The sequence below is a fragment of the Haemophilus parainfluenzae genome (assembly GCF_014931375.1).
Taxonomy (GTDB): domain Bacteria; phylum Pseudomonadota; class Gammaproteobacteria; order Enterobacterales; family Pasteurellaceae; genus Haemophilus_D.
Map to the genome: position 1 here is coordinate 1446781 of NZ_CP063117.1, position 26545 is coordinate 1473325.

Here is a 26545-nt window from a genome sequence, read left to right on the forward strand (position 1 = left end):
TAATGAAAAATATCACCTTATTAGCACTTGATACTTCAACAGAAGCCTGTTCAGTTGCACTTTGGCATAAAGGCGAAAAAACATATTTAGATGAATTAGCACAACGTACACACACAAAACGTATTCTTCCAATGATTGATGAGTTGCTTGTCAATTCAGGTATTAATTTGAAGCAAGTAGATGCGTTAGCATTTGGACACGGTCCTGGTAGTTTTACTGGTGTTCGTGTCGGCGCAGGGATTGCTCAAGGGCTTGCATTTGGTGCTGATTTACCTGTTATTGCGGTATCAAATTTAACAGCAATGGCTCAGGCTGCATTTGAATTACATCAAGCTGAAAATGTGGCAGCTGCCATTGATGCAAGAATGAATGAAGTTTATTTTTCTCAAGTAAAACGAGAAAAAGTGCGGTCAGAATTGGGTGAGTTTTTCCAATGGAATCCTGTTATAGAAGAACAAGTTTGCCAACCTGAAAAAGTGCTTGAACAGCTTTCAGATTTAACCGCCTATCGAGTCGGAACAGGTTGGGCAGCGTATCCTCAATTTAAAGACAGTGGTTTCGGAGGGAGTGATATTATTTTACCTTCTGCACAATATATGCTTGAACTTGCTTTAACAGATTATGCACAGAATAAAGTCATATCCGCCTTAGAAATTGAACCGGTTTATTTGCGTAATGAAGTGACTTGGAAAAAATTACCTGGGCGTGAATAATTTTCAAAAAGGAGTTGAAGATGAATAAAAAAACGATCTTAGTTTTGACCGCACTTTCGACCACATTAGTGGGATGTGTTAATGCACCGAAAGGACTGGAAAAAGAACAGTTTACTTTAAAATCATTATCTTCAATTCAACAGAGTGATTATAGCTGTCAGTGCAAATCAATTCGTTTAGGCGGAAAAGTATTAACAGCACAAGCCCAGCCGAATAAAACTAAAATTGAAGTATTAAGCTATCCAGTTTACTCAACCTCTGCAAAACCCATGATTGATGAACAACCTAATGGACGTTTTATTACTTATCTTGATGGTTTTGTTGAGCCTGAAAGTTTAAAAGACCAATTTATTACAATTGGCGGCACCTTATTGAAAACAGAACAAGGCAAGGTTGATCAGGCAAGCTACACTTACCCTGTAATTCAAACCAATCACTATCGTGTCTGGAAGCTTTCTCAAAGCTATTATTATCCAGATGATATGTGGGATGATTGGGGCTTTTTTGGTCGACGACCATATTATTGGTATGGCGAGCCTGAAATTCGCTATTATCTCTACTAACTAAATGATAAAATTAAGAAAATTTTCCAAAGAATAAGGATAAAAAATGGAAAAAGTTTGGTTTCAAAATTATCCAGAAGGTTCACCCATCACGCTGGATACCTCAAAATATGATTCAATTCTCGATATTTTAGATAAAGCAATTCGTGAGCATCCAGACCGTCCTGCTTATATCAATATGGGACAAGTGCTGACTTTTCGCAAATTAGAAGAGCGAAGCCGTGCATTTGCTGCATATCTACAAAATGAATTGAAATTAAAACGTGGCGATCGTGTTGCTCTCATGATGCCTAATTTATTGCAATATCCTATTGCGCTTTTCGGTATCTTACGTGCTGGCCTAGTTGTCGTAAACGTGAATCCACTTTACACCCCGCGTGAATTAGAACATCAGTTACAAGACAGCGGTGCAACGGCGATTGTTGTTGTTTCAAACTTCGCTTCAACCTTGGAAAAAATCGTGTTTAACACTAAAGTAAAACATGTAATTTTAACAAGAATGGGTGATCAGCTTTCTTTTGGTAAGCGTAATTTGGTCAATTTTGTCGTGAAATACGTCAAAAAGTTAGTGCCAAAATATAAATTACCGAATGCTGTCACTTTCCGTGAAGTATTGAGTATTGGTAAATTTCGTCAATATGTTCGTCCACAAGTGGATCGTGAAGATCTAGCCTTCTTACAATATACAGGTGGAACGACCGGTGTTGCTAAGGGCGCAATGCTGACACATGGCAATATTATTACCAATATTTTCCAAGCGAAGTGGATTGCAGAGCCATTTATTGGCGATCATGCTAAGCAACGTGTTGCCGTACTGGCTTTACCGCTTTATCATGTTTTTGCCTTAACGGTAAACTGTTTACTCTTCTTAGAGCTTGGTGTTACCGCGCTCTTAATTACGAACCCACGTGATATTGATGGCTTTGTTAAAGAGCTCAAAAAATACCGCTTTGAAGCGATTACAGGGGTAAATACCTTATTTAATGCGCTACTTAATAATGAAAATTTCAAAGAAGTGGATTTTTCACAATTAAAACTTTCTGTTGGCGGCGGTATGGCGATCCAACAATCGGTCGCAACGCGTTGGCATGATTTAACTGGCTGCAATATCATTGAAGGTTATGGTATGACAGAATGTTCACCGCTAATTGCCGCTTGTCCGATTAATGTGGTTAAACACAATGGTACAATCGGTGTACCAGTACCAAATACCGATATTAAAATTATCAAAGATGATGGCTCGGAAGCACAACTTGGTGAAGCTGGAGAGCTTTGGGTTAAAGGAGAACAAGTCATGCGTGGGTATTGGCAACGTCCTGAAGCGACTGCTGAAGTGCTTCAAGATGGTTGGATGGCAACGGGTGATATCGTCATTATGGACGAGAGCTATAGCCTCCGTATTGTTGACCGCAAAAAAGATATGATCTTGGTTTCAGGCTTTAATGTTTATCCAAATGAAATCGAAGATGTGGTTATGCTAAATTATAAAGTCGCTGAAGTCGTTGCTATCGGTGTGCCACATGAAGTGTCGGGAGAAACCATCAAAATCTTCATCGTGAAGAAAGATGATAGCCTCACGCGTGATGAATTACGTCAACATTGCAGACAACATCTGACGGGCTATAAAGTCCCGAAAGATATTGAGTTTCGCGATGAATTGCCGAAAAGTAATGTAGGCAAAATTTTAAGACGCATACTGCGTGATGAAGAAATAGCAAAACGCTCACAACATTAATTTAACCAGGGATATGTGTTCATATCCCTGTTTAGTCTTTACTTCTATTTGAAAATACATCCTATTACAATGATAAAAGAATGCCAAAATCAACCGCACTTTACGTTAATTCAAAATAATGAAGAACTGGCTCAGGTTTGCCAGTTAGCTCGTCAGCAAAGTGCGGTCGCTTTAGATACCGAATTTATGCGGGTATCGACCTATTATCCTAAATTAGGATTAATTCAACTTTATGATGGTGAACGTGTTTCATTGATCGATCCTTTATCCATTACTGATTTTTCACCTTTTGTGGAATTATTACGCGATCAGCAGGTGACAAAAATTTTGCATGCTTGTAATGAAGATTTATTGGTTTTCTTACAAGAGTTTGATGCACTTCCACAGCCTATGATGGATACGCAAATTATGGCGCGTTTTTTAGGTTTTGCTAATTCAGCGGGCCTGGCCAAATTGGTATTACATTATTTAGGCATTGAAATGGATAAAGGGGCAACACGTACAAACTGGCTAAAACGTCCACTTTCACCCGTACAGCTACAATATGCCGCAGGGGATGTATGGTATCTCTTGCCGGTCTATCAAAAGATGCAAATAGAATTAGCGCAATCACCTTGGCTTCAAGCGGTAATTGATGATTGCCAGCTTGCGATCTCGAAAACCAGTAAATTAGACGATCGTGATCCAAATAAAGCTTATTTAGATATTCCAAATGTCTGGAAGCTTAATCCCCTTGAATTAGCGCGTTTACAGCTATTGGCAAAGTGGCGACAAGAAACGGCAATGGCTCGAAACTTAGCCCTTTCTTATGTGGTGAAATCAGACAACCTTTGGAAAGTGGCAAAAAATAATCCTCGTAATACATCAGAAATGTTAGCGCTTGGATTATCTGAAAATGAAGTCCGTGTGCGTGGTAAAAAAATGCTTCAATTGTTAGCACAAAGCCGCCGAATTTCCCCTTATGATTATCCTAAACGTTTAGTGCGTATTGTTGATGATCCTCGTTATAAAAAGGCAATTCGATTATTACAAGAAAAAGCTTATGAACTGACGCCAAAAGGATTAACTATCGATATTCTAGCCAGTAAACGGAATTTAGAAGATCTCATTAAATGTGTCTGGTTAAAAAATGAAGATATAACAAAACAGCCCGATTTGCTTTTAGGATGGCGAAGAGAGATTGGCTTAAAGCTGGTTGAATACTTAAAATCCGTAGAGTAGCCATTAAAAATAATCCTAAAAATAACCGCACTTTGAATCATCAAAAGTGCGGTTATTTTCTTTAGTGTTTTACGACAATGGCTTTAATTAAGCTTGAGTTGCTTGGATTGCAGTTAATGCGATGGTGTAGATGATATCATCTACTAATGCACCACGAGATAAGTCATTAACCGGTTTACGCATACCTTGAAGCATTGGGCCTACAGCGACTAAATCAGCAGAACGTTGAACTGCTTTATAGCCGATATTACCTGCGTTGATATCAGGGAATACAAATACGTTTGCTTGGCCTGCTACTTTAGAATTTGGTGCTTTAGACGCCGCCACATCTTTCATAACCGCAGCATCGTATTGTAATGGACCGTCGATTAATAAATCAGGACGTTTTTCTTGTGCAATACGGGTAGCTTCTTTTACCTTCTCTACAGATTGACCAGAACCAGAAGTACCGGTTGAGTAAGAAAGCATTGCCACTTTCGGATTTAAACCAAATGCTTTTGCAGATTCGGCGGATTGAATTGCGATTTCAGCCAGTTGTTCTGCAGTTGGTTCTGGGTTTACTGCACAGTCACCATACACTAATACTTGGTCTGGTAATAACATGAAGAATACAGACGAGATAATTGAGCTACCTGGTGCTGTTTTGATGATTTGCATCGGTGGACGAATGGTATTTGCAGTGGTGTGAACGGCACCAGAGACTAAACCATCTACTTCACCCGCTTCTAACATCATCGTACCTAATACAACAGTGTCTTCTAATTGTGCACGTGCTTGTTCTTCCGTTAAGCCTTTAGATTTACGTAATTCAACTAAACGAGCAACATAGTTTTCGCGTACGTCAGCAGGATTGATGATTGTTACATCAGCACCTAAAGTTACGCCTTGTTCTGCTGCGACTTTTTTCACTGATTCAGGATCTGCTAATAATACTGATTTTGCGATACCACGTTCAGCACAGATAGCCGCTGCTTTAACGGTACGAGGTTCGTCACCTTCTGGTAATACGATAGTTTTGCCCGCTTTGCGTGCTAAATCAGTTAATTTGAAACGGAATGCTGCTGGAGAAATACGTGCTTCACGAGCAAGTGGTGCAGAGATTGCAGCAGCTAATGCTTGTGCATCTAAAGCTTTAATTTTGCCTGCTTGTGCACCAAATACACCTAAGATGTCAGTGTTATTCACACCGCCAAATTCTGAAGCAACGGCTTCTACTAATGTACCTTCTTCATTGTTTGCTACTAAGATAATTTGTGCATCTAAGGTTTGTGCAATCGCAAAGTTTAAGCTATTTGCAAAAGGCGCTTGAGATGAAGGTTGAACACCTTTAACAATCACTAAATTTGCATTTAATGCTTGGAAATCAGCAACGATTTTTTCTAATAACACGTCTTTTTGATTATTTGCGATTAATGCTTGAGCGGCTTTTACATCTTCTACTGCATTGAATACGACAGCGCCTGTTGTTTTAGCTGCGTCTAATGCTGCCGCTAAATTTGCTTCTGCGCTAGTTGGAATAAGAATAACTGCTTTAGTCATTTTGATATACCTTTTAATGAATGAAAAAACCTGCTGATTTCTCAGCAGGTTTGAAGGAAGTTGATTAGCCCGCTAAACGTGCTGTATCTTGTGCAATTACTAATTCTTCGTTGGTTGGAAGAACGATCGCTTTGAATGCAGAGTCATCAGCAGTGATCACGCCTGATTTACCAAAGCGAGCAGCAAGGTTGCGTTCTTTGTCTAATTTGATGCCGAATAATTTTAAGTGTCCTAATGCTAATTCACGAACGTGAGCAGAGTTTTCACCGATACCACCTGTAAATGCGATGGCATCTAAGTGATCGTCACCTAAAACTGCCATGTATGCACCAATGTATTTTGCTAAACGGTAGCTGTAAACATCTAATGCACGTTTTGCTTCTGGTTTAGAAGCATCATCATAGTTATCTTCTGCATAGCGACAGTCGCTTGTTACTTCAGTTAAACCTAAAAGACCTGATTTTTTCACTAAAGTCTCTTCGATTTGATCCATTGACATGCCTAATTCTTTATATAGGTAGAAAACGATAGCTGGGTCGATGTCGCCACAACGAGTTCCCATGACTAAACCTTCTAACGGGGTTAAACCCATAGAGGTATCGATACATTTACCATGACGAACCACAGAAACAGAACCACCGTTACCTAAGTGACAGATAATTGCGTTTACTTGGTCTGCTGGTTTGCCTACGAATTCAGCGACTTCACGAGAAACGAAGTAGTGACTGGTACCGTGTGCACCGTAGCGACGTACGCCGTGTTCTTTGTAAAGTGAGTATGGAAGTGCATATAAGTATGCTTCTTCAGGCATAGTTTGGTGGAATGCTGTATCAAATACGACAACGTTCTTATCTTTTAAGTGTGGGAATGTTTTGAATGCTTCACGGATACCGATTAAGTGAGCAGGGTTGTGAAGTGGTGCAAATTGTGCAGCATCTTCAATACCTTTAACCACTTCATCTGTTACAACAACAGATTGGGTGTATTTCTCACCACCGTGAACGATACGGTGACCAATCGAGGTGATAGAGTTTTTAAGCTCATCAGTCATAATGTTTGACGCGATGAAATTAAGCGCTTCAGTGTGCGCTGCACCAGCACCTAAATCTGCGCTACCTTTTTCACCGTTAATTTTCCACTTAATACGAGCTTCAGGAAGGTAAAATGCTTCAGCTAAGCCTGATAATTTTTCTTCACCTGTTGCAGGATCAAGGATTGCAAATTTTAATGAAGAACTACCACAGTTAAGGATGAGAACAAGTTTTGACATAGGAACCCTATTTTTGATTGAGGTTAATAAAAATCCGTTCAAAAGAACAGACTACAAATTTTGCATAGAATACACCTTTTGGCGTATAAAATAAATTCACTAGAAGGGAAAAATACGATCTTTTATTAGAAAAGTTGAAAATTTCAACAGTTTCTAGTTAAGGATGACAATTAAACCTAAACTAGAGTATTATAAGTGCGGTTATTTTCTAGGATGTTTTTATGTCATCATTTTTTTCAACCTTAAAACGTGGGCAAATATATTTGCAAACGTGGCCATTAGAATCGAAACTCGGTATTATTTTCCCCGAAAATCGCATTATTAAAGCCACGAAATTTGCACAAAAGTTCATGCCTTTTATGGCGGTATTTTCGGTGGTTTGGCAACAGCTTTATGCCAAGACGGATCTTACTGCATTAGCGATTGCTATTTTGACCGCACTTTGTGCGTTAGTGATGCCATTGCAAGGCTTATACTGGTTGGGAAAACGTGCAAAATCACCGTTAGAACCGCAAAGTTCTCAGTGGTTTTATGAGATTAGTGAACGTTTAAGAAAACAACATGAAAGTTTGCCAACCGTGCAAGATAAACCGACATATCAGCACTTGGCAGAAGTACTACAAAAGGCACAGCAAAAATTAGACAAAGCATTTTGGCAGGAAATCTAGTCAATGGCTACAAATTTAATTGACGCAAACGTTTTCCTTTTGTTGTTTTTTATGTAAAATACTGCGGTCGCAATGGCGGCCCTTTTTAATTGAGAGACTATTTAATGATTGATTACATTATCATTGGCATCATCGCATTTTCGATTATCGTGAGTTTATTACGTGGGTTTGTGCGAGAGGTGATGTCCCTTGCAAGTTGGGTCGTTGCATTTATTGTCGCTAGCCAATTTTATCCTTATCTCGCCACTTATCTTACTCAAATCGAATCTGACTACGTGCGTAATGGCACAGCAATCGGCATTTTATTTGTTTTAACCTTAATCGTAGGTGGCATTGTTAACTATGTGATTAGTCAATTAGTGGATAAAACAGGACTTACTGGAACAGATCGTGTTCTCGGTGCGGCATTTGGCTTAATTCGTGGTGCGTTAATCGTTGCTGCGATCTTATTCTTCTTGGATACCTTCACTAACTTTGAACAAACCGATTGGTGGAAAGAATCAAAATTAATTCCTCATTTCGGCTTCATTATTGAATGGTTCTTCCAACAACTACAAGCAAGTTCTAGTTTTTTAAACTCAACTTTTAAACAATAAGGTAGTCAATCAGTATGTGTGGAATTGTCGGTATCGTTAGCCAAAATCCGGTTAATGAATCCATTTATGCAGCATTAACGTTATTACAGCATCGAGGTCAAGATGCGGCGGGGATTGTCACAATCGATGATGAAAACCGCTTTCGTTTGCGTAAGGCTAATGGTCTTGTAAGCGATGTATTCAGACAAGAACATATGTTACGTTTACAAGGTCATGCAGGCCTCGGACATGTACGTTATCCAACCGCCGGCAGTTCAAGTGTATCTGAAGCGCAGCCTTTCTATGTTAACTCACCTTATGGTTTAAGCCTTGTTCACAATGGTAACTTAACCAATTCAGACGAATTAAAAGATAAATTATTTAAAGAAGCACGTCGTCACATAAATACTAATTCGGATTCAGAACTTCTTCTCAATATTCTTGCAAATCATTTAGATAGAGTGAATAAATACCATCTCGATCCGCAAGATATTTTTAATGCAATTCGTGCTACACACAAAGATATCCGTGGTGCTTATGCATGCTTAGCGATGATTATTGGACATGGCATGGTGGCATTTCGCGATCCGTTTGGTATTCGTCCACTCGTGTTAGGTAAACGAGAAGAAAACGGCTTTGTAGAATATATGTTTGCCTCTGAAAGTGTGGCATTAGACGTCGCAGGTTTTGAATTAGTGCGTGATGTTGCACCGGGCGAAGCGATTTATGTGACCTTTGATGGTCAGCTTTATGCTGAGCAGTGTGCAGAAAGTGCGGTCTTAAATCCGTGTATTTTTGAATACGTGTACTTTGCTCGTCCTGATTCAACAATAGACGGTGTGTCTGTCTATGCCGCACGAGTTCACATGGGCGAACATTTAGGTAAAAAAATTGCAAAAGAATGGGTTGAGGAAGCCGATAATATTGACGTGGTGATTCCAGTACCAGAGACTTCAACGGATATTGCGTTACAGATTGCGAAAATCTTAGGCAAACCTTATCGTCAAGGCTTTGTGAAAAACCGCTATGTTGGCCGTACATTTATCATGCCTGGTCAAGCACAACGTATTAGTTCAGTCCGTCGCAAGCTCAATACGATTAAAGCAGAATTTAAAGACAAAAATGTGTTATTAGTCGATGATTCTATTGTTCGAGGTACAACATCCGAACAAATCGTGAGTATGGCTAGAGCAGCGGGGGCGAAGAAAATTTACTTTGCATCCGCAGCACCAGAAATTCGTTATCCGAATGTTTACGGTATTGATATGCCAACAAAACAAGAACTCATTGCTTATGGCCGTAATGTTGATGAAATTGCGAAATTGATTGGCGTAGATAAATTAGTTTTCCAAGATCTTGAAGCGCTGACAGAATCAGTACGCCAAGAAAACCCAGCCATTCAAGGCTTTGATTGTTCAGTCTTTACTGGCGAATATATCACTGGCGATATCACGCCAGAATACCTTGACAGCATCGCTTCTCAACGTAGTGATTCGGCAAAGAAAAAACGAGAAAAAGATGCAAGCAACCTTGAAATCCATAATGAAGGTTAAGTGCATTTAAGATCGTAAAAAAGCACTAAATTCAATGCAATGTTTGGTGCTTTTTCTTTTTAATTAAATAGAAAGAAAAATGACCGCACTTGATGTATTCAAAGTGCGGTCATTTTTTTATGCGTTTTAGTCTTTATAGAGATCGTTATAAAGCGTACTTTCAAATTGCACAAGTGGAGCGCGCTTTGTTTTACTTTCTAAATCACCGGTTGAATAGCCATTGATAAATTGAACGAAAGCCACTTTTTCACCACGTGCATTAGTCATAAAACCGGCAAGATTATATACCCCTTTCAGTGAGCCGGTTTTAGCGATAACGTTTTTCACCAATGGTGGATTAATTAAGCTACCACGCCCACTGATTGTGCCGTCTACACCTGCAATTGGAAAGGTTTCCATTAAGTGTAATTTATCTTCGTTTTTGGCAATGTACTCTAGGACTGAAAGCATGGTTTTAGGTGCAACCAAATTATGACGAGAAAGACCAGAACCATCGGCTAAGATGCTGTTACCAAATTTAATGCCTTGTTTTTGTAATACTGATTTCACCGCTAATGTGCCTAATTGGAATGAAGCAGGGCGTTTATAGTAGTTGTAGGCTACTGCTCTAAATAAAGCATCGGCAATTTGGTTATCCGATTTTTTCATCATTTTTTTCAATAGCTCAGGCAATGGTTTAGATAAATGCTGGGCAAGTTTTTGTCCTTGCTGTGGCTTTTGAGGTTGTTTTACCTGGCCGGTAAATTCAATACCAAGACGTTTTAATTGACGTTGAATAATGGCAGCTGCGTAGGCATCTGGATCTTGCACAGCGAAACTGAGCCCAAATGGTTTAGTTTGGCGTGCAATACAGCCTTTTACTTGATAGCGATTATTGTCGTGAACAACGACATCTAACTGGCAATAACCGGCTTCTTGCTGATCCACAATATAAACTTGCCCGAAAACTTGAATAGGAAATTGAGCGGGAACATTAATTTTGACTGTTTCACCCACTGGTTGATTTGCATCTAGCTCGGCATAGAAACAGTTATTATCGATATTTGCTGCAGCAGGAGGGGAGTTAAAGCACATCGTAAGATCGTTCCAAATCCAACCTAGCCCACGGTCATGGCTAGCAAATACAGAGGTATCTAAAATAAGATCTCCATTGATTTTCTGAATGCCTTGGTTCTTTAAATTGGCTAATAGGCTATAAAGTTGTCCACTGGTCAGATCAGGATCGCCAGTAAACTGCACAACAAGATCGCCTTCTAAAACATTATTCTGAATTTTTCCATTACTTAAAAGTGATGTTTCAAACTGAAAGGCGTCACCTAATACCAATTTAGCAGCGACAGCTGTGAAAACTTTTTGCGTACTGGCAGGCAACATAAACGTTGAACCATTGTAATCCGCGATAATTTGATCTTTATTGAGGTTTTTGGCAATGATACTGGCAGAAGCACCTTCCGGTAAGTATTGGGTGATAGAAGCCACATTAACTTCAGCCATGGAGGAAAAAGAAAAGCCGAGAGTGATAAATGCCGCTTTAAGTGCGGTCGAAATAGAAGATTTTTTAGTCATTTTAGTTCTGTTATGGTTGCTATTTTTCTCAAGACGAATAATAATAAGCTCCGAACTCAATAGAGTAAATCATTTTTTATTTTTCATTGACTGCGGCAAGGTTGCAAGACGTTGTCGTGGTTTTGTTTTTACCAAATTTCAAGGAAAAAGAATGAAACAAATTCCAATGACCGTGCGCGGTGCGGAGCTATTACGTCAAGAATTAGATTTCTTAAAGAATGAGCGTCGCCCTGAAATTATTAAGGCGATTGCTGAAGCACGTGAGCATGGTGACTTAAAAGAAAATGCAGAATATCACGCTGCGCGTGAACAACAAGGTTTTTGCGAGGGGCGTATTCAAGAAATTGAAAGCAAACTTGCAAATTGTCAGGTTATCGATGTCACTAAATTACCGAATAACGGAAAAGTTATTTTTGGTGCGACAGTTGTATTAGTGAATACCGATACCGATGAAGAAGTGACTTACCAAATTGTGGGCGATGATGAGGCAGATATTAAGTCAGGTTTGATTTCTGTGAATTCACCGATTGCTCGTGGCTTGGTGGGGAAAGAGTTGGATGATACCGTGAATATTACCACACCAGGTGGAACGGTTGAGTTCGAGATTATTGAAGTAAATTACATCTAAAAAACATCCCCTCAAATTGAGGGGATAACAATTATTTACGAGGCAGCTGGATTTTACTTTCCTCGCTTGGTCGATAAAGCACCAAAATATGTCCGATGGTTTGAACATTAGATGATTTGGTTTCACGAACAATCGCATCAATAATTAATTGTTTGGTTTCGCGATCTGCGCCAGCAATTTTTACTTTGATTAATTCGTGATGATTTAATGCATTATCGATTTCGGCTAATACCCCTTCGGTTAAGCCGTTACCGCCAAGCATGACGACAGGACTAAGGTGATGAGCAAGTCCTTTTAAAAATTGTTTTTGTTTTGTTGATAATATTGTCATAAGGAATCCTTTAAATAGATGAATATGAGTCAAAAAAAGACCGAAAAGAGCGGTCAGAAAAAACGTGGTTTTTCAGCACTTTTTGGTAAGTCTAGCCTTGAATTTGGCAGATTGTACCCAAATATAGACGAAACTACTACAAAAAATAGTACAAAAGAAAGAGATTATGGGAAAGAAAAAACGTTCGGCGAGTTCTTCTCGTTGGCTAAACGAACATTTTAAAGATCCGTTTGTTCAGAAAGCACATAAGCAAAAATTACGCTCGCGTGCTTACTTTAAGTTAGATGAAATTCAACAAACGGATAAATTGTTTAAACCGGGAATGACTGTGGTGGATCTCGGTGCCGCACCAGGTGGTTGGTCACAGTATGTTGTGAGCCAAATTGGTGGAAAGGGCCGAGTGATTGCTTGTGATATTTTGGATATGAATCCAATTGTCGGCGTGGATTTCTTGCAAGGCGATTTTCGTGACGAAAATGTGCTGAATGCATTATTAGAACGAGTTGGTGAAGCAAAAGTTGATGTAGTGATGTCTGATATGGCGCCAAATTTTAGCGGTATGCCATCTGTTGATATTCCTCGTGCAATGTATTTAGTTGAACTGGCTTTAGATATGTGTAAGCAAGTTTTGGCGAAAAAAGGCAGTTTTGTGGTCAAAGTATTCCAAGGAGAAGGTTTTGACGAGTATCTGCGCGAAATTCGTTCACTCTTTAGTGTCGTAAAAGTGCGTAAGCCTGAAGCCTCTCGTGGGCGTTCTCGCGAAGTTTATATTGTAGCAAGCGGTTATAAAGGCGAATAGATAATTGCTTTGATAGCTTTTCATTGTATCGGGGATGAGATAGTATCTCGTTTAATTTTAATTAACTTAAGAAAGGCAGGTTAAACCTTGAACGATATGGTCAAAAATCTAGTTCTATGGGTTGTGGTAGCAATTGTCATGATGACAGCTTACCAAAGTTTTAATTCCAATGGCGTGAGTGACTCAACAGATTACACAACCTTTGTGTATGATGTGAGTAACAGTCAAGTGAAAGAAGCGCGTTTTGATGCGAATGAAATCACAGTGACCAAAAATGATGGTTCTAAATATATGACCGTCATGCCACCGTTGGAAGATAAAAAGCTCTTAGATGACTTACTAAATAAAAAAGTTAAAATCGAAGGTACGCCTTTTGAAAAACGCAGTTTATTATCACAAATTTTAATTTCGTGGTTCCCAATGTTATTCCTTGTAGGGGTATGGATTTTCTTCATGCGTCAAATGCAAGGTGGCGGTGGTAAGGCCATGAGTTTTGGTAAAAGCCGCGCTAAAATGCTGAACCAAGATCAAATCAAAGTGACTTTTGCGGATGTTGCAGGTTGCGATGAGGCAAAAGAAGAAGTCGGTGAAGTAGTTGATTTCTTGCGTGAACCTAAAAAATTCCAAAACCTTGGTGGTAAAATTCCAAAAGGGATTTTAATGGTAGGTCCTCCAGGTACAGGTAAAACCTTATTAGCAAAAGCTATTGCGGGTGAAGCAAAAGTGCCTTTCTTTACTATTTCAGGTTCTGACTTTGTGGAGATGTTTGTGGGGGTTGGTGCTTCTCGTGTACGAGATATGTTCGAGCAAGCGAAGAAAAATGCACCATGCTTAATCTTTATTGATGAAATTGATGCCGTAGGTCGCCAACGTGGTGCCGGTTTAGGTGGTGGACACGATGAGCGTGAACAAACCCTTAACCAAATGTTAGTTGAAATGGATGGTTTTGGTGGTAACGAAGGCGTAATCGTTATTGCAGCAACGAACCGTCCAGATGTACTTGACCCAGCATTAACGCGTCCAGGCCGTTTTGACCGTCAAGTTGTTGTGGGTTTACCTGATGTGAAAGGTCGTGAGCAAATTTTAAAAGTTCACATGCGTAAAGTCCCTGTGGCTGATGATGTTGATGCAATGACACTTGCTCGTGGTACACCAGGTTATTCGGGTGCGGATTTAGCGAACTTGGTTAATGAAGCGGCATTATTTGCTGCACGTAGTAATAAACGTACTGTATCGATGCTTGAGTTTGAAAAAGCCAAAGATAAGATCAATATGGGACCTGAACGCCGTACCATGATCATGACGGATAAACAAAAAGAATCAACAGCGTACCATGAAGCTGCTCACGCGATTGTGGGTTACTTAGTACCTGAGCATGATCCTGTACATAAAGTCACGATTATTCCTCGTGGCCGCGCATTAGGTGTGACTTTCTTCTTGCCTGAAGGTGATCAAATTAGTATCAGCCAAAAACAATTAGAAAGTAAACTTTCAACACTTTATGCAGGACGTTTAGCAGAAGATTTGATTTACGGTGAAGAAAATATTTCGACTGGTGCATCTAACGATATTAAAGTGGCAACCAATATTGCACGTAATATGGTGACCCAATGGGGCTTCTCAGATAAACTCGGTCCGATTCTTTATACCGAAGATGAAGGCGAAGTATTCTTAGGTCGCTCAATGGCGAAAGCAAAACATATGTCAGATGAAACGGCGCATGCGATTGATGAAGAAGTTCGTGCGATTGTAAATCGTAACTATGCGAGAGCAAGACAGATTCTGATCGACAATATGGATATTCTTCACGCCATGAAAGATGCGTTAGTGAAATATGAAACCATTGAAGAAGAACAAATCAAACAGCTAATGAATCGTGAACCTGTTACACCACCATCTGGTTGGGAAGATAACAAAGATACAAAACCAACAGCAAAACCGCAGGAAGAAAAAACTGAAAGTGAGGTTAATCATTCAGAAGATCCTGAAGAGTAAGAATAAAGCCTTCCTAATTAGGAAGGCTTTTTTTATTTATAATGTCATTCTTTTCATCACTATATTCCGTTATAATCTAGCCTTTAAAATTTGATTTAAAAATTGACCGCACTTTATGAAACTTTACGCTAATAACAAATGTCTAGATTTATCATTACCTCAAATTATGGGAATTTTGAATTTCACGCCTGATTCATTTTCAGATGGCGGACAGTTTTTTAGTCTAGACAAAGCATTATTTCAAGTTGAAAAAATGCTCAAAGAAGGTGCAACAATTATTGATATTGGCGGGGAATCAACTCGACCAATAATGGCAGAAGAAGTGCCTGAAACTGAAGAGTTGCAACGAGTGATACCTCTTGTTGAAGCCGTGCAAAAACGTTTTGATTGTTGGATTTCAGTGGATACCTCTAAAGCAATTGTGATGCAAGAAGCAGCTAAGGTCGGCATGGATTTAATCAATGATATTCGTGCTTTACGTGAACCTGGTGCACTCGAAATAGCAGGACAGTTGAATTTACCCACTTGTATCATGCACATGCAAGGACAGCCGCGCACAATGCAGACTAATCCGCATTATGATGATGTAGTCCAAGATGTTTATCAGTTTTTAGAAGCTCGGACTAAAGCTTGTTTAGATGCGGGAATCGCTAAAGAAAATATCATTTGGGATATGGGGTTTTGTTTTGGTAAGACCGTGCAGCATAACTATAAACTTTTACAGCAATTAGCACACTTTTGTGAAAGTGGTTATCCCATTTTAGCAGGTCTTTCACGTAAATCGATGATTGGTACCGTATTAGATAAACCCGTAACTGAACGTGTTGTGGGAAGTGTAGCTGGCGCATTAATTGCTGCACAAAATGGTGCGACAATTTTACGCGTACATGATGTCGCTGCAACGGCAGATGCTTTGAAAGTATGGCAAGCAACGCAACAAGCGTAAAAACTAACAGATTTTATATGTTGTAGAACTAATGATTTCTGCAACATCATTATTCAAATTTAATAAGGAATAAACATGGCAAATCGTAAATATTTTGGTACTGATGGTGTACGTGGAAAAGTAGGTACATATCCAATCACGCCAGATTTCGCATTGAAATTAGGTTGGGCTGCGGGTAAGGTTTTAGCCTCTCAAGGTTCTCGCACGGTATTAATCGGGAAAGATACCCGTATTTCAGGTTATATGTTGGAATCTGCACTTGAAGCAGGTTTGGCTGCAGCGGGTTTAACTGCCGCATTTACCGGTCCAATGCCAACACCTGCCGTGGCGTATTTAACCCGCACTTTCCGTTTAGAAGCGGGTATTGTCATTTCGGCATCACATAACCCTTATTATGATAATGGGATTAAATTCTTCTCTTCACAAGGCACAAAATTACCAGATGATATTGAAGAAGCGATTGAAGCTATGCTTGATCAGCCAATGGATTGTGTGGAGTCTGCTGATTTAGGTAAAGCAAGCCGTATAAGTGATGCCGCAGGACGTTATATTGAATTTTGTAAAAGCACTTTCCCTGCACATCTTGGTTTAGATGGTTATAAAATCGTAGTGGATTGCGCAAATGGTGCGACCTATCATATTGCGCCAAATGTATTACGTGAGTTAGGCGCTGAAGTGATTGAAATTGGTACAGATCCAAACGGAATCAATATCAATGAAAAATGTGGTGCAACCGATGTAAAAGCGTTACAGGAAAAAGTGCTTGAAACTAAAGCGGATGTTGGTCTCGCTTATGATGGTGATGGTGACCGCATTATGATGGTGGATCACTTAGGTAATAAAGTAGATGGTGACCAAATCCTTTTCATTATTGCTCGTGAAGCTTTACGTTCAGGTCAGCTAAAAGGTGGCGTAGTGGGCACATTAATGAGTAATATGAGCTTAGAGATTGCTTTAAAAATGTTAGGTGTACCTTTTGTGCGTGCTAACGTTGGCGACCGTTATGTGTTAGAAAAAATGGTAGAACATAACTGGACGCTAGGCGGAGAAAACTCAGGCCATATCATTATTGCTGATAAAAATACGACAGGTGATGGTATTATTGCATCACTAGCTGTATTAAGTGCAATGGTTCAACATCGTTTATCTTTAAACGAGCTTGCAAGTGCGGTGAAATTATTCCCTCAAGTACTCATTAATGTTCGTTTTGCTGGTGGTGATAATCCATTAGAAAGTGAAACGGTAAAAGCGGTAGCTGCAGATGTGGAAAAACGTTTAGAAGGCAAAGGTCGAATTTTACTGCGTAAGTCAGGTACAGAGCCACTTATTCGCGTAATGGTGGAATGTGAGGACGGCGCACTTGCAAAACAATGTGCAGAAGAAATTGCGGAAGCAGTTAAAGTGAATTAATGAAGTGGGGGCTTGCCCCCATTTTTGATCATAAAATTTATCTTTTATTATTTTTAGGAAAGCAAAGAAATGAAAGTTTTTATTATGCGACATGGGGAAGCTGAAGTTGTCGCTTCATCAGATGAGGCTCGGCATTTAACCGAGTATGGACGCAAACAGTCAATATCACAAGGTCAATGGCTTAAAACACATCTAAATTTAACCGCACTTTCAGTTCAGAAAGTGATTGTTAGTCCTTATGTTCGTGCTCAAGAAACGTTTGAGCTCGTCAATTCAGGGTTAGACAATATTCTTAATGATGTTGAAACTTGGAGTGGAATTACACCTTACGGGAATGCTACGCTGGTAGCAGATTATTTATCTGTTTTGCAGAAACAAGGGGTTGAAAGTGTTTTGCTTGTTTCTCATTTACCTTTAGTGGGCAGTATTGTTTCAGAGCTTTATGGCAAGCGAAATCCAATCAGTTTTTATCCTTCAACGATTGTTCAGATTGACTGGAATGGTGAAAAAGGCACCATTGAAGCTTTCCATTATCCAAAATAGAATGGCTAAAATACGAAAAACAAAGTTTATATGATTTACTTTTTAAAAGCAGTCAAAAATAAGCAACACCTAAAATGTGTATTTTTAGGTGTTTTTTTAAAATTTTTTTGATAGACTGAAAATGAGCTATAAATGAATAGCTTAAATTAAGCCATCACAATGACACAAGGAGAGTAGCTATGAACAATAAAATCGAAGATAAAGCAACTGAAGTAAAAGATACGACAGTGAATGCTGCAACACAAGCTAAAGATGCATTAGTTGCAGCGGCTAACTATATTAAAGATGCTGTGACACATAAAGCGTCCGAGGCAAAAGAAGTGGTTGAAGACAAAGCTACTGAAGTGAAAGATGTAACTGAAGATAAAATATCTGAAGTAAGAAAAGCAGTTTCTGAAGCAAAAGCAGCAATCGATGATAAAGCTACTGAAATGAAAAAAGCAATCGATGACAAATTTTCTGAAGTAAAAAGAGCCGTCGAAGATAAAGCATCAGAAGTGAAAAAAACAGTTTCAGAAGCTACAGATGAAGCGGCAGATAAAGCAGTAGAGCTAAAAGATGCAGCTGAAGACAAAGTTGCTGAAGTGAAAGATGCGGCTGAAGATAAAGCAAAAGAAGTAAAAAAAGCAGTTTCAGAAGCAAAAGATGAAGCTGCAGATAAAGCATCTGAGCTAAAAGATGCAGCTGAAGATAAAACTGTAGAAGCAAAAGAAGCGGCTTCAGAAGCAAAAGATACAGTTGTAGACAAAGTAGTTAAATTCAAAGATGCAGTTGTAGATAAAGTTGCTGAAGTAAAAAATGCAGTTTTTGAAGCAAAAGATGAAGCTGCTGATAAAGCGGCTGAGTTAAAAGATGAAGCTGAAGATAAAGCTGCTGAAGTGAAAGATGCGGCTGAAGATAAAGCAAAAGAAGTAAAAAAAGCAGTTTCAGAAGCAAAAGATGAAGCTGCAGATAAAGCATCTGAGCTAAAAGATGCAGCTGAAGATAAAACTGTAGAAGCAAAAGAAGCGGCTTCAGAAGCAAAAGATACAGTTGTAGACAAAGTAGTTAAATTCAAAGATGCAGTTGTAGATAAAGTTGCTGAAGTAAAAAATGCAGTTTTTGAAGCAAAAGATGAAGCTGCTGATAAAGCGGCTGAGTTAAAAGATGAAGCTGAAGATAAAGCTGCTGAAGTGAAAGATGCGGCTGAAGATAAAGCAAAAGAAGTAAAAAAAGCAGTTTCAGAAGCAAAAGATGAAGCTGCAGATAAAGCATCTGAGCTAAAAGATGCAGCTGAAGATAAAACTGTAGAAGCAAAAGAAGCGGCTTCAGAAGCAAAAGATACAGTTGTAGACAAAGTAGTTAAATTCAAAGATGCAGTTGTAGATAAAGTTGCTGAAGTAAAAAATGCAGTTTTTGAAGCAAAAGATGAAGCTGAAGATAAAGCTGCTGAAGTGAAAGATGCGGCTGAAGATAAAGCTGTAGAAGCAGAAGAAGCGGCTTCAGAAGTAAAAGATGCGGTGGAAGATAAAGCATCAGAAGTGAAAAAAGTAGTTTCAGAAGCAAAAGATGAAGCTGCAGATAAAGCATCTGAGCTAAAAGATGCAGCTGAAGATAAAGCTGTAAAAGCAAAAGAAGCTGTCGAAGATAAAGTTGCTGAAGTAAAAGATTCGCTTTCAGAGGCAAAAGATGTAATGTCTTCTAAAGTTGAAGCTGCAAAAGATGCAACAGTAAGCGCGGCAGTACAAGTTAAAGATGCTGTGGTTGCAGCAGCTAACTATGTTAAACATGTTGCGGAAAATAAAATGACTGAAGCAAAAGATGCTGTGTGCTCTAAAGCAGAGGAAGTAAAAAATGTAGATTCTGAAACAAAAGATCAATCTGCAGCCGTAAAAAAGTAACTGAAAAGTAAAAGCAATGGTTAAGGATTATTCAAATTAACTGAGTTTGGTTGTTCAAAAAAAACACAAAAAAGTAATTTTTTATCTTTACAAAAAATAAAATTTTTATAATGAACTTTTTTACAAGTCTTTTAAATTCATGGGGTTATAGTTATTTTAGAGAGGTATTATAAAAAAACTATATCTTTAGAAATGTAAATTTTTTTGGAAGATGTTTTATTTTAAGTTTTTTTTACGTAAACTAGATCACACAAAGCAAATAGCTTTGGATTAATTCTTAATTATAAAATGGAGAATGACAATGAAAAAATCAGTATTAGCCGTATTAGTATTAGGTGCATCTTTAGCCGTAACTGGTTGTTTCGATAAACAAGAAACAGCTCAAAAAGTTGAAGCAGCAAAAGATGCAACAGCAAATGCAGCAACACAAGTTAAAGATGCAGCAAAAGAAGTTGCAACTGATGTTAAAAATGCGGCAATTGACGCAAAAGATTCAGCTGCAAATAAAATGGCTGAAACAAAAGAAGCAGTAGCTGATAAAGCTTCTGAAATGAAAGATGCTGCTGCAAATAAAATGGCTGAGGCAAAAGATGCAGTGTCTTCTAAAATGGAAGAAGTAAAAAATGCAGCTTCTGAAGCAAAAGATGCAGCAGTAGATAAAGCAGTTGAAATGAAAGATGCTGCAGCAAATAAAATGGCTGAAGCAAAAGATGCGATGTCTTCTAAAATGGAAGCAGTAAAAAACTCAGCTTCAGAAACAAAAGATGCGGCAGCTGATAAAGCGGCTGAAGCAAAAGATGCAGCGGCAGATAAAGCAGCTGAAGTAAAAGAAGCTGTGACTAAATAATTAAACTTTCGTAAAATAAAAACCTATCAGAGATTATCTGGTAGGTTTTTTCTTTTTGGAGCAATATGAAATGTTATGTGCAATTTATAAAAGTAAACGTAAACCAGGCTGCTATCTTTATATTTCAAAACGAGATGATTTTTCAGCTGTACCGGATATATTAATGCAGAGTTTTGGTAAGCCTCAATTTCTTATGCCTTTCAATTTGAGGGGGAGTAAACCGCTTGTTCATGCAGATAAAGATGAGGTTATGGGGAAAATTACTCAGCAAGGATTTTATCTTCAAATGCCAAAACAAGATGATGGCTTGTTTAATAGTTTGAGTGAGATCAAATAAGCCTTTTATTTTTTCCTAAAAATATCCAAATCTTGCTTTATCTCAATATTTTCCTCAAAAAACTCCTTTAGAATTGACCGCACTTTTAAAAGGAGAATAAAAATGAGTAGTTTCTTTGTGGCAGGTACAGATACTGACGTGGGTAAGACCACCGCCTGCCGTGCCATTATTCAGGCATTACAAGCAAAGGGCGTGCGAATTGTGGGTTATAAGCCGATTGCTTGTAGCTGTGAAGAGGGGATTTATCCTGTCGAAAATCAGTCTAATGAATCCCAAACAGATTATGATGCTGAAAATAATTCAGACGTGTTAGCTTTAATGGATGCAACGAATGAGTCCGTATCTTATCAAGAAGTAAATAGCTATACTTTTGCTCATTCCTTGCCGATGCTGACTCGAGATAAATCACGCATTAAATTAAGTAAGATTAATCAAGCCTTAACAACATTAGTTCAAAAATATCAATCTGTTGTCGTGGAAGGTTCATTTGGTTTACTCACCCCCATGGCAGAAGGTAAGAGTTTTGCTGATTGGGTTGTTGAACATAAAATGCCTGTTGTGCTGGTTGTCGGCATTAAAGAAGGTTGTATTAATCACGCATTGCTGACAGCCCAAGTGATTAAACAACTAGGTGTCCCTTTATTAGGTTGGATTGCGAATCGAATTAATCCTTGCTTAGGGCATTATAAAGAGGTGGTAGATATTTTGGAGGCTCAGATTGATGCACCTCTACTAGGTAAAATCCCTTATATTCATAAACCAGAATCTCAAGAATTGGGGCATTATTTAACCAATATAGATCGTTTGATGTATATGCAAACAGAGTTAGTTAAATAGTAAGTTTGAAATAAAAAGTGCGGTTAAAACTCATTAGATTTTAACCGCACTTTTTTTATTCTTCGTTTTCTGGAAGCTCTTTTTTCAGGATATCTTCTTCCGCGAGGCTAGATAGGCGAGCAATCGCATTACGGTAAGAGATTTCAAGAGTTTCCCGACTGGTTGCAATAACACCTTGATCTACTAAGAATCCATCATTTACATCATATACCCAGCCATGTAGGGAGAGTTTTTGTCCACGTTCCCAAGCGCTTTTTACGATAGATGTGCGTCCTAGGTTATAAACTTGCTCTGCAACATTTAATTTAGTGAGCATATCTGAACGTTTTTCTGCTGAAAGATTGCCTAATAGATGACCATGTTTAAACCAAATATCACGAATATGGAGCAACCAGTTATTGATTAGCCCTAGATCTTGATCTTGCATCGCTGCTTTGATACCACCACAATTGGTGTGGCCGCAAATAATAATATGTTCAATTTTGAGTACATCAACGGCATATTGCACAACTGAAAGGCAGTTAAAATCTGTATGAATAACTTGATTGGCTACATTACGATGTACAAATAACTCGCCTGGTTCAAGATTTGTGAGTTTTTCAGCAGGAACACGGCTATCAGAGCAGCCAATCCAAAGATAATGAGGTGTTTGGTGATCGGCAAGTTCTTTAAAATAAGTGGAATTTTCTTCTTTCATTCTTTGCGCCCAACTGTAGTTGTTTGCAAAGAGTTGTTTAATTTTGTCCATTTCTACTTTCCTTAATATGATGTATTTGAAAGATTGATTCAAACACAATAAATAAAATAGGGATAAAATTTATCGCCTAAAATGATGACCGCACTTTAAAGAAAGTGCGGTCAATTTAAACAATATTTTTAGAAATTTGCATTTCTTGGTGCGCGAGGGAATGGAATCACATCGCGAATATTTTGTACGCCAGTTACATAAACAATTAAGCGTTCAAAACCAAGACCGAAACCTGAATGTGGTACAGTACCATATTTACGAAGATCGCGATACCACCAGTAATCTTCAGGATTTAGGCCCATTTCTTCCATACGTTTATCTAATACGTCTAAACGTTCTTCACGTTGTGAACCACCGATGATTTCACCAATTCCAGGCGCGAGAACATCCATTGCAGCTACAGTTTTGCCATCGTCATTTAAACGCATATAGAAGGCTTTGATATCTTTCGGATAGTTTTTCACCACAACCGGTGATTTGAAATATTCTTCCGCTAAGAAACGTTCATGTTCAGAAGACAAATCGATACCCCAAGATACTGGGAATTCGAATTTCTTACCTGATTTTAATAACACGTCGATCGCATCGGTATAGTCGATTTGAGCAAAATCAGAGTTTACAAAGTTTTCTAAACGAGTAATAACATCTTTATCTACATGTTTTTCAAAGAATTTTAAGTCATCTTTACGTTCAGCAAGCACGGCGCGGAAAACGTATTTCAACATGTCTTCTGCTAATTTCGCATTATCAGCAAGTGTTGCAAAAGCGACTTCAGGTTCAACCATCCAGAATTCTGCAAGGTGACGAGTGGTATTTGAATTTTCAGCACGGAATGTTGGACCGAAAGTATAGATTTTGCTTAATGCACACGCGTAAGTCTCACCATTTAACTGGCCTGAAACGGTTAAAAATGATTCTTTGCCGAAGAAGTCTTGACTGAAATCGACTCTACCATCTTCACCACGAGGAAGATTTTCTAAATCAAGCGTTGAGACACGGAACATTTCACCCGCACCTTCAGTATCTGATGCAGTAATTAATGGGGTAGCGACCCAATAGAAACCTTGTTCATGGAAGAAGCGATGAATAGCTTGAGCTAAGCAGTGACGAACGCGTGCGACTGCACCGATAATATTGGTACGAGGACGTAAGTGTGCCACTTCACGTAAGTATTCAATTGAGTGACGTTTTGCCGCCATTGGATAAGTATCAGGATCTTCTACAAACCCTGTCACTTCTACTTTTTCAGCTTGAAGTTCAACAGCTTGACCTTCAGCAGGTGACTCAACAATAGTACCGGTTACGATAACAGAGCAACCCGTTGTTAAGCGTAAGACTTCGCTCTCATAATTTTCAATATCGTTATTAACAATCGCTTGAATAGGGTCAAAGCAAGAGCCGTCATAAACAGCAAGGAAAGAAAGACCTGCTTTAGAGTCACGACGGGTACGGACCCATCCGCGTACGGTAACTTTTTCGCCTATAGCGATTTTACCTTGTAACACATCAACAATAGATGCAACTTTAGACATATAAACCTCTGTAATTCATTATAAATTAGGCAATAAAACTGTGTTAGTTTACCTTAAATCGCAAAATTTTCCATAAAAAGTTAGTGTAAATCGGGCTTGCACAGTAAAATAATTCCTTCACTTTATTTTAGGAGAAAACTATGTGGTCTGATATTTTGACCGGCTATGGCATTTTTATTTTGGAGATTTTAACGATTTTACTTGTGATTGCCGCTATTGTCGCAATGATTATTTCGGCAAAACAGCGTAATGCAACACATCATGGTGAGTTGGTCGTGACAGATCTTTCAGAAGAATTTAAGGAAACAGTAAAGCATTTACGCGATTTCCAGCTTTCAGAAGAAGAACTTAAACAAGCAGAAAAAGCAGAGAAAAAAGCGAAAAAGCAAGAAGCAAAGGCATTAAAAGCGAAATTAAAAAATGGTGAGAAAGAAACGCCTAAACCTTGTGTTTATGTGCTCGATTTTAAAGGTGATATTTCTGCATCAGAAACAACCGCACTTCGAGAAGAAATTTCGGCGATTATTAATGTAGCAAAAGCCGATGATGAGGTCTTACTACGTTTAGAAAGCCCAGGTGGTGTTGTTCATGGTTATGGTTTGGCTGCTTCACAGTTAGCTCGCTTAAAACAAAAAGGAATTAAATTAACTGTTGCAGTAGATAAGGTGGCTGCAAGTGGTGGGTATATGATGGCTTGCGTGGCAGATAAAATTGTTTCCGCACCTTTTGCGATCATCGGTTCTATTGGAGTGGTTGCACAAATTCCGAATATTCATCGTTTATTGAAAAAACATGATGTCGATGTTGATGTGATGACAGCAGGAGAATTTAAACGCACCGTTACAGTATTAGGTGAAAATACTGAAAAAGGAAAACAGAAATTCCAAGCCGAACTTGAAGAAACCCATCAATTATTTAAACAATTTGTTACTCAAAATCGACCGCACTTAGATGTGGATAAAGTCGCAACTGGTGAGCATTGGTTCGGTCAACAAGCCTTAGCGCTTCAACTAGTCGATGAGTTAGCAACCAGTGATGATATTATTCTTGAAAAAATGAAAGATAAGTCTGTGATCGCGGTGAAATATAAAGTGAAAAAGCCACTTTTACAAAAAATAGGTAAGCAAGCTGAAGAGAGTATTGAGGGAATTATCCATCGAAATTTAACAAAAAATGGACAGGATTTTATTCACTAAGAAAAAAATTTACTTATTTGACAACTCTTTACACAACTTTACAAAAAAGTTCCATAAAAAATCATTTTTTAATGTTTTTTTATTTACAAGTTAAAGAATTATGACTACCATACGCCATGAAACTTTTTATAGTTTTATTTGTAAAATTTATAAAGTTTAGTTGTGTAGGTTCTTCTTGCAAGGATTGCACCTTAACAGTAAAAAGGTAAAGAAATGAAATTATCTCGTATTTTATTATCTGCAGTAGCAGTAGCGACAGTTGCTGCTTGTGGTAACTTAAGCAAAGTTACAGAAGCTGGTACTCCAGAATATAAAGAAGTTGATGGTCAACAAGTACCACAACTCGTATGGCCTAAGATTGATAAAGCTGGTTTCAACCATGACGGTAGCCAATTTGGTTCATGGCCAAACTGGGATAACGTTCGTATGATCGAACGTGGTATGAACAAAGATCAATTATATAACCTAATCGGTCGTCCACACTTCTCTGAAGGTTTATACGGTGTTGAAGAGTGGGATTATGCGTTCAACTATCGTGAGAACGGTGTTCACAAAATTTGTCAATACAAAATATTATTTGACAAAAACCACAATGCTCAAAGCTTCTTCTGGTATCCAAACGGTTGTAACGGAAACTCAGCATTTACTTTAAGTGGTGACTTCTTGTTCGACTTCGATAAAGATACTTTAACTCCACGTGGTAAAGAAGTTGTTGATAACGTTGCAGCACAATTAAAAGAAACTGGTGCTAAAGAAGTTAAAGTTGCAGGTTATACTGACCGTTTAGGTTCTGATGCTTACAACTTAGATCTTTCTCAACGTCGTGCAAACCGTGTTAAAGCTCGTTTAATTGAAGATGGCGTAACATCTGAAATTACAGCTGTTGGTTACGGTAAAGTGCCACAAGTTAAAGCTTGTAATGGTTACAAACACGCAAGTAAAGCTGAGAAAGACTGTTTACGTCCAAACCGTCGTGTAGAAATCACTGCTTCTGGTTCTGTATTAAAATTACAAGAAGGTGGTCAAGTTAACGGTGGAACTCAAGGTCCAGCACCTCTTTATCAAAAATAATAGATAGAGAAGATAGAAAGAGCGTAATGAAAATTACGCTCT

The 26545-nt window shown here is 38.5% G+C and carries 24 protein-coding genes and 2 pseudogenes; 19 read left to right on the top strand and 7 right to left on the bottom strand.

The window, feature by feature from the left end; all coding sequences use genetic code 11:
- Positions 1-2 precede the first annotated feature (2 nt).
- The 4 genes from tsaB to rnd all read left to right on the top strand — a co-directional run bounded on the left by tsaB (position 3) and on the right by rnd (position 4232).
- Positions 3-713 (top strand): tRNA (adenosine(37)-N6)-threonylcarbamoyltransferase complex dimerization subunit type 1 TsaB, encoded by a 711-nt coding sequence (gene tsaB, locus INP95_RS07045; RefSeq protein WP_197560409.1) that lies wholly within the window; start codon positions 3-5, stop codon positions 711-713.
- A 20-nt stretch (positions 714-733) separates the two neighbouring features.
- Positions 734-1276, top strand: coding sequence for a Slp family lipoprotein (locus INP95_RS07050; RefSeq protein WP_177989184.1), 543 nt, complete (start codon positions 734-736; stop codon positions 1274-1276).
- Between the two features lie 46 nt (positions 1277-1322).
- The gene (gene fadD, locus INP95_RS07055; RefSeq protein WP_197560410.1) at positions 1323-3011 is read left to right on the top strand and encodes a long-chain-fatty-acid--CoA ligase FadD; all 1689 of its coding nucleotides are present in this window, start codon (positions 1323-1325) and stop codon (positions 3009-3011) included.
- A 69-nt stretch (positions 3012-3080) separates the two neighbouring features.
- Entirely contained in the window at positions 3081-4232 is a 1152-nt protein-coding gene (gene rnd / locus INP95_RS07060; protein ID WP_049384199.1) for a ribonuclease D, read from the top strand.
- A gap of 87 nt (positions 4233-4319) precedes the next feature.
- Here the strand turns inward: rnd and pta are convergent.
- From pta to INP95_RS07070, 3 genes and pseudogenes are all read right to left on the bottom strand, one after another.
- Positions 4320-5372 (bottom strand): annotated as a pseudogene (pta, locus tag INP95_RS07065) (phosphate acetyltransferase); the annotation flags it as partial.
- Between the two features lie 75 nt (positions 5373-5447).
- Positions 5448-5771, bottom strand: a pseudogene (locus INP95_RS09950) (AAA family ATPase); the annotation flags it as partial.
- 64 nt (positions 5772-5835) lie between these two features.
- Entirely contained in the window at positions 5836-7041 is a 1206-nt protein-coding gene (locus INP95_RS07070; RefSeq protein ID WP_049384197.1) for an acetate kinase, read from the bottom strand.
- A gap of 221 nt (positions 7042-7262) precedes the next feature.
- Between INP95_RS07070 and yfbV the strand changes: the two genes are divergently transcribed.
- From yfbV to purF, 3 genes are all read left to right on the top strand, one after another.
- On the top strand, positions 7263-7709 hold the full coding sequence (gene yfbV / locus INP95_RS07075) for a terminus macrodomain insulation protein YfbV (protein ID WP_049384196.1): 447 nt from the start codon (positions 7263-7265) through the stop codon (positions 7707-7709).
- 104 nt (positions 7710-7813) lie between these two features.
- Entirely contained in the window at positions 7814-8305 is a 492-nt protein-coding gene (locus tag INP95_RS07080; RefSeq protein ID WP_005696203.1) for a CvpA family protein, read from the top strand.
- Between the two features lie 14 nt (positions 8306-8319).
- Positions 8320-9837: an amidophosphoribosyltransferase gene (gene purF, locus INP95_RS07085; RefSeq protein WP_049384195.1), complete on the top strand. Its 1518-nt coding sequence runs from the start codon at positions 8320-8322 to the stop codon at positions 9835-9837.
- Positions 9838-9963: 126 nt separating this feature from the next.
- Here the strand turns inward: purF and dacB are convergent, their stop codons facing one another.
- Positions 9964-11403 carry a serine-type D-Ala-D-Ala carboxypeptidase gene (gene dacB, locus INP95_RS07090; protein ID WP_178162586.1) on the bottom strand — a complete coding sequence of 480 codons (1440 nt, stop codon included), beginning with the start codon at positions 11401-11403 and terminating at the stop codon, positions 9964-9966.
- 151 nt (positions 11404-11554) lie between these two features.
- On the opposite strand from dacB, the gene greA reads away from it, so the two are divergent.
- A complete protein-coding gene (gene greA, locus INP95_RS07095) occupies positions 11555-12031 on the top strand; it encodes a transcription elongation factor GreA (RefSeq protein WP_005697514.1) in 477 nt (158 codons plus the stop codon).
- Positions 12032-12062: 31 nt separating this feature from the next.
- Here the strand turns inward: greA and yhbY are convergent, their stop codons facing one another.
- Entirely contained in the window at positions 12063-12362 is a 300-nt protein-coding gene (gene yhbY / locus INP95_RS07100) for a ribosome assembly RNA-binding protein YhbY (protein WP_005699441.1), read from the bottom strand.
- 166 nt (positions 12363-12528) lie between these two features.
- Between yhbY and rlmE the strand changes: the two genes are divergently transcribed.
- From rlmE to bioD, 9 genes are all read left to right on the top strand, one after another.
- Positions 12529-13161 (top strand): 23S rRNA (uridine(2552)-2'-O)-methyltransferase RlmE, encoded by a 633-nt coding sequence (gene rlmE / locus INP95_RS07105; RefSeq protein ID WP_005697532.1) that lies wholly within the window; start codon positions 12529-12531, stop codon positions 13159-13161.
- Positions 13162-13257: 96 nt separating this feature from the next.
- Positions 13258-15156 (top strand): ATP-dependent zinc metalloprotease FtsH, encoded by a 1899-nt coding sequence (ftsH, locus tag INP95_RS07110; RefSeq protein WP_193451943.1) that lies wholly within the window; start codon positions 13258-13260, stop codon positions 15154-15156.
- Positions 15157-15271: 115 nt separating this feature from the next.
- The gene (folP, locus tag INP95_RS07115; RefSeq protein WP_005699464.1) at positions 15272-16102 is read left to right on the top strand and encodes a dihydropteroate synthase; all 831 of its coding nucleotides are present in this window, start codon (positions 15272-15274) and stop codon (positions 16100-16102) included.
- Positions 16103-16177: 75 nt separating this feature from the next.
- A complete protein-coding gene (gene glmM, locus INP95_RS07120) occupies positions 16178-17512 on the top strand; it encodes a phosphoglucosamine mutase (RefSeq protein WP_197560411.1) in 1335 nt (444 codons plus the stop codon).
- A 69-nt stretch (positions 17513-17581) separates the two neighbouring features.
- The gene (sixA, locus tag INP95_RS07125) at positions 17582-18055 is read left to right on the top strand and encodes a phosphohistidine phosphatase SixA (RefSeq protein ID WP_197560412.1); all 474 of its coding nucleotides are present in this window, start codon (positions 17582-17584) and stop codon (positions 18053-18055) included.
- 179 nt (positions 18056-18234) lie between these two features.
- Positions 18235-19935, top strand: a complete 1701-nt coding sequence (locus INP95_RS07130; RefSeq protein ID WP_197560413.1) for a hypothetical protein — start codon at positions 18235-18237, stop codon at positions 19933-19935.
- A 301-nt stretch (positions 19936-20236) separates the two neighbouring features.
- Complete coding sequence (locus tag INP95_RS07135; protein WP_197560414.1) at positions 20237-20782, top strand: prolipoprotein diacylglyceryl transferase; 546 nt, start codon at positions 20237-20239, stop codon at positions 20780-20782.
- 70 nt (positions 20783-20852) lie between these two features.
- Positions 20853-21119, top strand: coding sequence for a YcgL domain-containing protein (locus tag INP95_RS07140; RefSeq protein ID WP_049371326.1), 267 nt, complete (start codon positions 20853-20855; stop codon positions 21117-21119).
- A gap of 102 nt (positions 21120-21221) precedes the next feature.
- Entirely contained in the window at positions 21222-21956 is a 735-nt protein-coding gene (bioD, locus tag INP95_RS07145) for a dethiobiotin synthase (RefSeq protein ID WP_070852786.1), read from the top strand.
- 55 nt (positions 21957-22011) lie between these two features.
- Here bioD and can read toward each other — a convergent pair whose 3' ends face one another.
- Together can and asnS are read right to left on the bottom strand one after the other, a co-directional pair.
- Positions 22012-22704, bottom strand: a complete 693-nt coding sequence (can, locus tag INP95_RS07150; RefSeq protein ID WP_197560415.1) for a carbonate dehydratase — start codon at positions 22702-22704, stop codon at positions 22012-22014.
- A gap of 128 nt (positions 22705-22832) precedes the next feature.
- Positions 22833-24236 carry an asparagine--tRNA ligase gene (gene asnS / locus INP95_RS07155; protein ID WP_197560416.1) on the bottom strand — a complete coding sequence of 468 codons (1404 nt, stop codon included), beginning with the start codon at positions 24234-24236 and terminating at the stop codon, positions 22833-22835.
- Positions 24237-24376: 140 nt separating this feature from the next.
- Between asnS and sohB the strand changes: the two genes are divergently transcribed.
- Entirely contained in the window at positions 24377-25432 is a 1056-nt protein-coding gene (gene sohB / locus INP95_RS07160) for a protease SohB (RefSeq protein ID WP_197560417.1), read from the top strand.
- A 213-nt stretch (positions 25433-25645) separates the two neighbouring features.
- Entirely contained in the window at positions 25646-26503 is an 858-nt protein-coding gene (locus INP95_RS07165; RefSeq protein WP_049365443.1) for an OmpA family protein, read from the top strand.
- Positions 26504-26545: the final 42 nt, after the last annotated feature.